This is a genomic window from Planktosalinus sp. (assembly GCF_059864935.1).
In genome coordinates, this window is the sequence record NZ_JCBCCK010000354.1 from 1 (window position 1) to 10,615 (window position 10,615).

Here is a 10,615-nt window from a genome sequence, read left to right on the forward strand (position 1 = left end):
TCCACAGCGCATTGATGGAGAAAAAGCCGCGCCGGCGATTGCTGTCGTCAACAACGTCATCGTGAACCAAAGTTGCGGTGTGTATCAATTCAATGACCGAGGCCCCTCGATAAGTGCGTTCTTCCACCTGACCTTCATTGACCATTTTGGCGATTAAAAAGACAAACATGGGACGCATTTGTTTCCCTTTTCGATTAACAATGTAGTAGGTAATGCGGTTTAATAATGCAACATTTGAAGACATGGAAGCAAAAAACTTTTTTTCAAAAAGTTCCATTTCTTCAACTATGGGCTGCTTTATTTGGGATACTACTTTCATGCTGAGTCAAAGATAAATAAAAAAAGAAGCAAATATTTTATTAATTTTGATTGCGAGCACTAATATAATTAGTATCTTAGCAACTGTATTAAACTAATAAAAACTATAATCATGAAAAAAATTACACTTTTAATGGCAGCTTTTTTTGTAGCTGTTGGAATGAATGCACAAATTTTTGAAGAAGACTTTGAATTAGGTTTTGGAAGTTGGACAGTTGTATCAAATACTGGCGATGCAGTATGGAAAGTAGCAGATCAAGCTTTCCCAAATTTATCATCTAGTCCTTGGGGTCCTGGACCATTACAGTTTAATAGTAACATCGCCTTAATTGATGATGATGCTGATGGACCAAATGCTGACAATTCGACCTTGACATCTCCCGTTATCAATTTAGCTGGCGGTTCAAATTTAACTTTAAGCTTTGATTACTTTAATCTTTTATTTGAATTTCAACCAACCTTAACAGTTGAGGTTTTTGATGGTTCTAATTGGGTTGAAGTTCTGTTTGTACAAGGAGACGCTGCTAATACAAGCACTACAGATCCTAATGATATGTTCCTTAATGAAATTATTGATATTACCCCATATGCAAATGCTAACTTTCAAGTTAGGTTTATTTATGACGATGATGGTGGATGGCAATTTGGTGCAGCAGTTGACAATGTAGTTGTTGATGGCACACTAAGTATTTCAGACAACAATATTGATGGCTTTAACTACTATTTCAGCCCTCAAACTCAAAACCTGACTATCAATGCTGCTGAAGCTTTCAGTAACATTTCTATCTTCAATGTTTTGGGTCAACAAGTGATTAAAAAAGACCTTTCTTCAACTAACGAAGTAATTAACTTATCATCTGTAAAATCAGGGGTTTATATTGTTAACGTTGTTGCAAATGGACAAACAACTACTTTCAAACTAGCTAAGAGATAATCTCTTTCAATTTATAATATTTTAAAGGCTTCCAATAAGGAAGCCTTTTTTTATTGCTTATTGGCTAGTTGTCCACAGGCAGCATCAATATCTTTACCCCGACTTCGTCTAACGGTTACAGGTATTCTTTTGTTTTCAAGAGCGGCAATGTAACGTTCGATTGTTTCATTATCTGCTTGCTTGAACTCATCTTCCCCAATGGGGTTGTATTCAATCAAATTGACTTTGCAAGGAACTAAGGAACAAAATTTCACCAAGGCGTCAATATCTTCTTTCTTGTCATTGATTCCTTTCCAAACCACATACTCATAAGACACTTTGCTTTTGGTTTTTGAATACCAATATTGTAGCGCATCTTTTAAATCGTTAAGTGTAAACGACTTTGCAAAAGGCATAATATATTCCCTAGTTTCCTGAATGGCACTGTGCAAAGAAACCGCCAGTTTGAATTTTACTTCATCATCTGCCAGCTTCTTTATCATTTTGGGCACACCTGATGTTGATAAAGTAATACGTTTGGGCGACATACCCAGTCCTTCTTCTGAAGTAATCATTTCAATTGATTTCAAAACATTTTTATAATTCATCAAAGGTTCGCCCATTCCCATGAATACTATATTTGAAAGTGGCCGGTCAAAATACAGTTTGCTTTCACGATCAATGGCCACCACCTGGTCATAGATTTCATCGGGATTGAGGTTGCGCATACGTTTCAGTTTGGCTGTCGCACAAAATTTACAATCCAGACTACAACCCACCTGTGAAGAAACACAAGCAGTGGTTCGCGAAGCTGTAGGTATCAAAACTGATTCAACCACTAGATTGTCATGCAGCTTTACAGCATTTTTAATGGTGCCATCTGCACTTTTTTGAATCTGGTCCACCTGAATGTGGTTGATGGTAAAGTTTGCTTGAAGATGTTCTCTAGTGGCCAAAGAAAGATTGGTCATTTCCTCAAATGTATGCACTCCTTTATTCCAAAGCCATTCATAGACCTGGTCACCACGAAAAGCTTTATCGCCAATACTTACAAAAAATTCACGCAATTCTTCTTTGGATATGGCCCTTATATCTTTCTTTGCATTTTTCATACTGCAAAAGTAGAACAATTTAAATTAAGTTATTTCACCTGAACAAATTGCAATAGGGAAATTTTCTATTATTACTTGTATGGCATTTAATAATTATAAACTATAGTATGGGGTGAAATAATAAAACCTCCTAAGAAGTTTTCAGGACGGCTTCGGTTTCAAAGGAGAAATTGGTGCGCTTCAGGTAATTTAAAAAATCGTTGAGATGTATAAGGGGATAACGTGAATTATTTTTTAATCAGAATTCGTTTAACCATAGAGCTGTTTGTCACCCCGTCAAACAACTTCAGGAAGTAAACCCCTTCCGCCAGGTCGTGAACACCTATTTCATTGTTAGTAAAAGGAAGCATGTCAGCTTTCATTCTTTGACCGGTTACAGCATACAACTCATAGTTTAATTGCGAAGAATTGTTATTCATAATGTAAATCACATTACTTGCGGGATTGGGATATATGGAAATGTTACCAATAAACTGAAAGTCAGGCGTGCTAAGTATATCAGTAGTTATAGCACCTGTCCCGCTGGGGTCAAGCCAGTTTGAAAGCCTCGTGTTATTTGTTGTTCCAAAATTCCAGGAAGTTTCAAATCTTCCGTAAATGTCAAACCCGCCATTGTTTGAAGTTCCTGAACAGGCTGCTGTACCTCCAGCCAGTTGACCTACAATTCTACCGTTTTGGTCAAACAACGCAGAACCTGAAGACCCTTGTTCTGTTACGCCCAATTCCCAATTGCCCACACGCCACATTCTTGCAGAAGCGTCGCCATTAAAGCTGAATGTCTGTCGTGTTGGAGATTGATTGTCTCTACATACCTTCATAATATCTCCTTCGGGATGGTGTATCCCCACCGTAAATTGAGGTACCTCAGTGGTGCTCCTATTCCATCCTGCCCAAACCAAATTCCACGATGAAGGAAGGTTAGCATCAATGTTCACCAACATGAAATCAGATTTTGTGTTAGTGGCAAGCAGTGTTGCGCCGCTGGCAGTTTGATTCCAGGAACTATTAGTACTATTTTGATTTTGTGCACAAACAGGGCTTGGACTTATCCAGTTAAAACGAAAGGACCAAGTTGCAGGGTTACCAATATTGCAATGGTTTGCAGTTAAAAAATAAGGTGCGTTGTTATTTTCGGTATTATTTATGAGCGTTCCGGTGCATACTGCCCCCCCCATTATAAACAATCCCACTGAACGCTTCAACTCGTCTTTAATATCGTCATAGTCTGCACCAATGGAACAGTCCACATCCAAATTACAGGGTCCTGAATCGTTCAATCCACGATTGACGATGTTTTGCGCTACTGACCTGTAACCATGCACCACTTTTGAAAGCTGTAATCTTCCTTTGTTGCGCTGTGAACGCGGTTCAAAATACTCAAGCCAAATATTATCACCGTCAACAAACCAGGTGCCAAGAAAATTATCGTTTCTGTTTTGTGCTGAGGTGTAAGCTCCCAATAAATCTGATCTATCGTCATTATATAAATAAAGCGTTGCTCCAGGGGGTAAGTAAAAATCGTTAAAAATAAAGTTGAGTGTATTGGCGCCGGGTGATAATATGTTTAACCTCCATATACGGTCACCGTTTTCCAACACATCCCAAGTACCGGAATTATTGGTGTTTAAATCAACTAAAATTTCTGTCCCAAAACGCCATGGTACATCCAGCTTGGTATCATTGACTTGATCTTCTGTCATTAATGCATTTAAATCTATTTCAGCCATAAGCAAAGGAGAGATATTTCTCAACTGGGTTATCTTCCAACTGAGTGGCTCATCCTCGTTGGTTACTTGAGCGAAAAGACCTGAAAAGACAAACAAAAATAGAAGCAGTAATGATTTTTTCATAAGCTAAATGACATACGAGTCACTAAAGTAATTTAATTTCAGCTAAAAACCATAAAAAAATAAAAAATCCCCAACAATTTTAACGTAGTGAGGATTTTTAATAGTTAAATTTTGATTTTTACAAAATCAGCATTGCATCGCCGTAACTGTAAAAACGGTACTTTTCTTTAATGGCTTCGGCATAGGCCTTCTTGATAAAATCGTGGCCGGCAAAAGCTGAAACCATCATCAATAGTGTGGATTTTGGTGTATGAAAATTAGTCACCATACAATTGGCTATACTGAATTCATGTGGTGGAAAAATAAATTTGTTGGTCCAGCCTTTGTAAGGGTTCAAAGTTCCCTTAGAAGAAACCGTGCTTTCAATGGCGCGCATTGCTGTTGTACCCACTGCACAGATTTTTTTCTTTTTGATTTTCCCCTGGTTTACAATCGTTGTGCAGGTCTCATCCACTTCATATTCTTCTGAATCCATTTTATGTTTGGAAAGATCCTCTACCTCTACCGGGCTGAACGTTCCCAAACCAACGTGAAGTGTCACTTCAGCAAATTTAACCCCTTTAATTTCAAGGCGTTTCAGCAAATGTTTTGAAAAGTGTAAACCGGCTGTGGGAGCGGCAACAGCTCCTTCGGTTTTGGCATATATGGTTTGGTAGCGCTCGGCGTCTTCGGGTTCTACAGTTCTAGAAATGTATTTGGGAAGCGGTGTTTCACCAAGTTCAGTGAGTTTGTTCCTGAACTCTTCATAAGTCCCGTCATAAAGAAAACGCAGGGTTCTACCTCTTGAAGTGGTGTTGTCAATTACCTCAGCAACCAATGTTTCATCCTCTCCAAAATAGAGCTTGTTTCCAATTCTGATTTTTCGTGCAGGATCAACCAGCACGTCCCATAAACGGGTTTCGGCATTGAGCTCTCTCAATAAAAAGACTTCAATTTTGGCCCCGGTTTTTTCCTTGTTTCCATATAGACGGGCAGGAAAAACTTTGGTATTGTTTAAAATCAACACATCATCTTCATCAAAATAGTCGATTAAATCCTTGAACATTTTATGCTCTATGGTTTGGGATTTTCGGTCCAAAACCATCAGTCTTGACTCATCGCGGTTAAGGGTTGGGTATTCAGCAAGTAATTCGGGGGGTAAATTGAAATCAAAGTGTGATAGCTTCATACGTGTGTTTAAGGTTTGATTTTAACAAGGCTGCAAATATACAACCTCAAAACAGGCGTTGTCAAGTAAAACGGGATATATATTTGAAAAAAGAAAATAGAATTTACAAAGCCCCTATTTTACTGGTGTTACATCAATTCCGAGTTTTTTAAAGTCGTCCCAGAATTCGGGATATGATTTTTCAACAACCTCTTTATCTTCAATTTTTATGGGAAACAAAAACGAAAGCGTTGCAAATGCCATGGCCATTCGGTGGTCATTATAAGTCGAAATGGTAATTGGGGTTTCAAAATTAAAATTTGAGCCTGATTTCAACACCAGACTTGAAAGAGTTATTTTACAATTTCCACCCAGTTTTGAAATTTCATTTTTCAAAGCCTGCAATCTGTCTGTTTCTTTGATTTTTAAAGTGTGCAATCCTGTCAACTCACACGGAATGTTTAGCCCAAAACAGCATACTGCAATAGTTTGTGCCAAATCGGGGGTGTCTTGCAAATTGAGTTGGAGCTTTTTCGGGTAAATCTGAGATATTTTTTTTATAAAAATGGTATTATTTTCAAAAGTGGTTTCCACTCCAAAATGCTTAAAGATTTCAGGTAAAATAGCATCCCCTTGTTTGCTTTTTGGGAAAAAACTTGAAAGTTTTAAGCTTGTTCCAACCGGTGAAAAAGCAATTACATTAAAAAAATAAGACGCTGATGACCAATCTGATTCAACTGTAAAGCCGGTTTTTTCTGGTTTTCCCTTAAAGGGTTTTATAACAATTTTAGATTCTGAAAAATCAACGTCAACACCCAGTTCAGTTAAATGGTCAACGGTCATTTGCAGGTAAGGGAGGGATGTTTTGTTTCCTGAAAGGGTAATTTCCAAACCATTTTCAAATGACGGGGCAATTAACATCAATGCCGAAATGTACTGGCTGCTCACGCTTGAGTCAATGCTTACTTTAGTATCAGTGATTTTTTTTCCGGAAATCTGAAGCGGAGGGAAACCTTCTTTTTCTTTATAGCTAATCTCAGCACCAAGTGTTCTCAATGCATCGACCAAAATTTTTATGGGGCGATCTTTCATCCGTTCAGAACCGGTGAGTAAAACTTCCCTGCCGGGCTGACAGGCAAAATAAGCCGTGAGAAAACGCATGGCCGTGCCAGCGTGGTGAATGTCAACTACATTACTATTTGAATCTAATGCCTCCGTGAGAAGCTTGGTGTCCTGAGCTGAAGATAGATTTTGAATCTCTATGCTTTTAAAAAATTTCTGCAGTATCAACAGACGGTTGGATTCGCTTTTTGAACCGCAAATATTGATGTGGGCGTTTGAAACAATTTTATTTTTAGTCAGGAAAACAACCATGATGAAAAACAAGCTTTTAGTGTATGTAAAAATACAAACACCAAACCGAAAGGCTACTTCAATTTTTCATTATTTTGATGGCGGTCGTGGTCGCGCTTTGTCTTTAGCTCCATTTTTTTGTCAAAGGCTTGCTGAAGGTCAATCCCGGTTTGATTGGCCAGACAAAGCACCACAAAAATGACATCGGCGAGTTCTTCGCCCAGGTCACTTTGCTTGTCACTTTCCTTTTCGCTTTGTTCACCATAACGACGGGCTATGATGCGAGCCACCTCACCCACTTCTTCTGTGAGTTGAGCCATATTGGTCAATTCGTTAAAATATCTGACTCCGTGTTGTTTGATCCAGTTGTCTACCTCAAATTGTGCGTTTTGAATATTCATACTTTAAAAATTATATTTTCGAAAGTATGATTTTTTCCGCTTGTTTGGTAACTATCGCACCAAAATAATCTTTTAATGCCTGATAGTAGTCAGCCGGAACAAGGGCAATTTTGATTTCTTCTGTTACCCTAAGTTGTATTGCATTGTCTGTGTTTGAAATCATAAACCTAAATTCGCCCAGCCCGTCAGGCAGTTGATAAACCACAGATTCCGGAATGGATTCTACCTGATAGCCTTCGGGGATGTTTATGGCAACCATATATGCGTGTGACTTAGCAAATGAAAAATCAATGGGATATACCCGGGTTTCTGAAGTAAACGGATTCTTGCTGTATGCTTCAAAAAACATCGGATTGATATATAATTTACCCCCAATAATATCAAAGGCACTTTCTTTGGTGAAATTGTAACTTTCAACCAAAGGTTTATAAGCATCTGTTTTGTTTTGAATGGAATAGTCTGAAACTTCAAAATCACCCATTCTTTTTTCGAGCTCATCGAGATAAGCCGTTTCTGATTTTGATGCGTGACTGTTTCTAAAATTAAGTGCGTGGTGGTCTGTTAACGATAACCTGTATTTCCCATCAACTGAAGCATTGGGATTCACATTCACTTCCATATTCACGATGCGGCGTGAAGCAGTTCCGGGCATCAACCCCACTTGTTGGTTTTGCTCTTCATTTTTCACCAATCTTCCAAACCAATTTAAAGTGCGTTCCGGTAAAACATTGGGAGTGCTGTATTTATTTGTAGCATCAAAAAGTAAGGTTTTATTGTTTATCTCAACGGCGCAAATCACATAGTTAAACCCTGTTCGGGTGGGAAAAAGCGGAATCCCGTTTCTTTTAGTGCTTACCAAAACCGGACTGGCATTGAGTTGTGCATGCCGCATCATGGCCACCAACATCAGGTTGATGTCCCCCACATTTCCTGTTCGTTCTGAAAAAGCTTTTTTAACACCTTTTTGAGCATAGAAACCGGTCATTTCGTTCCAACTCATTCTGCTTTTAACATATTCAAAAATGGCTAATGCACGTTCCTCTGATGTGGTAGTGTTTTGCAGTACAGCTTTCAGGTCGCCTTCAAAATAATTTTTCGCATTGAGTTCATCGCCAAAACTTCGGCTTTTATAAATATTTTTAGCAATGTCTTCCCAGGTTGTGGAAAAATTTTTTAAAGGGTTTCTGGGCATTTTTATCCATTCAAGCTCAGGTTTTACAGAGGTTATGTAATTCTTAAAATTGTTCATATGCTCTTCCTGGACCACTTTTGGGGCGTCTTTGGCGGTATAAGTTGTTGTCGTTTTTGTGAGTGTTTCAGTTGCGTAATGTGTCCTGTGAGAACCTAAAGCTGTTGTTCCGGAAGTTTGACTTGGCACATAGGATAAAGTAAACTCACCTAAGGCTGTTTTTACATCTCGAGAAAGGGGAAAAAATCCTTTACTATAGGTTTTATAGCCCAGCCATTCGGGAATTTCCATAGAGTATTCTGCATAATCAACGGGAATTTGGTCCTGAAATTCAAACTCAGGTAGTGAATAATAATAAGGAGAGACAATTTTGTAAGTATATTCTAGTACAGAACCTTCCTTAACATTGGGAAAGGTAATTTTTTTTAAGTCCCAATATTCATTGACGTCTTCGTCAAAGATATCGCTGTTACGCACACGTTCCCTGACTGATTTTCCACCCTCCATATTGTGGGTAAACCCCCTGAAATTTGAAAAAATTTCATTTCTTCCAGCGCCAACCCTGTATAGCGGAACACTTATGGTGGCATAATCATAACCCTCCTGATTGTAAATTTTTACCCGTGCTTCAAAGTCATAAACATACTGCCAGCCGTCTTCATATTGTAATGAAGCTTTTCCCCTTTTGTAAAGAATTGCTGCCGGGGCTTCAGGATCAAGATGGTGAATGGTTTGTGTGATTTCATCGTCTGAAACTTTTCCGAAATCGTAGCGTTGAGACTGGATATCATTTACAAACAAAAATGCAAGTAGTAGTAAAAGAAAGTTTTTCATTATAATATTATTTAGTTGATTATAAAGTTTTTTTGAGGATAATTTTTTCAGACTGCTTTTCAATTATAGTTTCATAAAAGTCTTTAATCATTTTATAATTTTCAGCAGGTAAAATGGCAACTCTTACTTCAAGATTGTATCTTACTTGTATGGTTCTTTCATTTTTGGTATAGGTCATTGAAAACGTTCCTATATTATTAGGCAATTCAAAACTTGAAGAGTTGGGGATTGATTGTATTTCATAACCCTGAGGTGTTTCAATGTTTACAGAAATTGTGTTCGAAAAAGGAAAAGATAAATCAATCGGATAATTTCTTTTCTGGTTTTTAAATGGGTTTGTAGTTACTGTTAAAAAGAAAAGTGGATTCAGGTAGATATTGCTTCCAATTAGATCATAGCTATTACTGCTTTTAAATTCATATGTTTTTGACAATGCAGCTTTAGTATTATTCATATTTTGAAGTTGAAGGTTATCAATATCAAGTGTTTGATGCTGATTTTCAAGATACTCTTCTAGTTTTAAAGACCCCAATGAGTTATATTCTATTCTTTTACGTAATGCAAAGTTTCCTGTATAAGCGTTCCTAACTTTACCGAATAGCTTTCCGCCTTCAAGTACCTCAACATTAAGATTGGTAATATTTCGAGCCAATGCGGTTGGCATTAGATTAACTTCTTCAACACTAAAATCACCTTTAATTAATCTTCCAAACCAATTCAACGCTCTTTCCGGTAGTACATTTTGATCAGAAAATGTCTCAGTGGCGTCAAGTAAAATTGTTTGATTATTGATTTGTACAGCACAAATCAAATAGTTAAATCCTGTTCTTGTTGGAAAGAGCGGTATCCCGTATGATCGGGTACTTAATAATACTGGGTTTGCGTTTAGCCCTGCTTTTCTCAACATGGCTGTGAGTAATAAGTTTACTTCAGCTACATTGCCGTTCTTTTGTGAGTAGGTCTCTTCTAAACTACTTTTAGTAAAAAGTCCATATTTGCCATTCCATTTGACTTTTGACTTTAAAAAGTTTAATATTATATCAATCCTTTGAATTAAATTGTCTTCATTCTTAATTAAATCTGCAACGGTTTGATTTAAAAAAACGGTGTTATTCATTTCAGTTCCAAACCTTTTGTCTTTGTAAATTGACCGGGCAACGTCTTCCCAGGATTGAGCATAATTTTCTCTATTGTTTCCGGGTACTTCATTCCAACTTAATTCATAGGAAATAGAACCTGTATAATTTTGAATGTTGTTTACAAAAGTTTCATTTTCAAGTTTAGGCACATCATTAGCGGTAAATTTTGTTAAAATTGAAGTGAACTGCATATTTGCATCCGGAGCTCCTCCAACTCCAAGTGCTTGGCTGGATCTGTTTTTTGTTGAGTTTTTTAAAGTGATGTGGCCTACAGTAAGTTTTTGTGTGTTTTCAATAGGTATATATCCACTTTTATAGACATTGTAACCAAAAAAATCAGGGATTTCAGTTTCATATTC

Annotated in this window: 9 protein-coding genes; 1 reads left to right on the plus strand and 8 read right to left on the minus strand. The window is 37.5% G+C overall.

Annotation, left to right across the window (positions count from 1 at the left end):
- On the minus strand, window positions 1-319 hold a 319-nt coding region (locus tag AC6F75_RS11160; protein WP_500715096.1), incomplete at its 3' end, for a polyprenyl synthetase family protein.
- Between the two features lie 111 nt (window positions 320-430).
- On the opposite strand from AC6F75_RS11160, the gene AC6F75_RS11165 reads away from it, so the two are divergent.
- Entirely contained in the window at window positions 431-1,252 is an 822-nt protein-coding gene (locus AC6F75_RS11165; protein WP_500715097.1) for a T9SS type A sorting domain-containing protein, read from the plus strand.
- A gap of 50 nt (window positions 1,253-1,302) precedes the next feature.
- On the opposite strand, the gene rlmN is transcribed toward AC6F75_RS11165, so the two are convergent.
- The 7 genes from rlmN to AC6F75_RS11200 form a co-directional block, all read right to left on the minus strand.
- Window positions 1,303-2,343: a dual-specificity RNA methyltransferase RlmN gene (gene rlmN / locus AC6F75_RS11170; protein ID WP_500715098.1), complete on the minus strand. Its 1,041-nt coding sequence runs from the start codon at window positions 2,341-2,343 to the stop codon at window positions 1,303-1,305.
- 227 nt (window positions 2,344-2,570) lie between these two features.
- Window positions 2,571-4,193, minus strand: a complete 1,623-nt coding sequence (locus AC6F75_RS11175; RefSeq protein ID WP_500715099.1) for a T9SS type A sorting domain-containing protein — start codon at window positions 4,191-4,193, stop codon at window positions 2,571-2,573.
- Between the two features lie 118 nt (window positions 4,194-4,311).
- Window positions 4,312-5,361, minus strand: coding sequence for a tRNA preQ1(34) S-adenosylmethionine ribosyltransferase-isomerase QueA (gene queA, locus AC6F75_RS11180; RefSeq protein ID WP_500715100.1), 1,050 nt, complete (start codon window positions 5,359-5,361; stop codon window positions 4,312-4,314).
- 114 nt (window positions 5,362-5,475) lie between these two features.
- Entirely contained in the window at window positions 5,476-6,714 is a 1,239-nt protein-coding gene (locus AC6F75_RS11185) for a carboxyvinyltransferase (protein WP_500715101.1), read from the minus strand.
- A gap of 53 nt (window positions 6,715-6,767) precedes the next feature.
- A complete protein-coding gene (locus tag AC6F75_RS11190) occupies window positions 6,768-7,094 on the minus strand; it encodes a MazG nucleotide pyrophosphohydrolase domain-containing protein (RefSeq protein ID WP_500715102.1) in 327 nt (108 codons plus the stop codon).
- A 10-nt stretch (window positions 7,095-7,104) separates the two neighbouring features.
- Window positions 7,105-9,117, minus strand: a complete 2,013-nt coding sequence (locus AC6F75_RS11195; protein WP_500715103.1) for a DUF3858 domain-containing protein — start codon at window positions 9,115-9,117, stop codon at window positions 7,105-7,107.
- Between the two features lie 19 nt (window positions 9,118-9,136).
- Window positions 9,137-10,615, minus strand: a 1,479-nt coding sequence (locus AC6F75_RS11200; RefSeq protein WP_500715104.1) for a DUF3858 domain-containing protein, incomplete at its 5' end; no start/stop codon positions are given.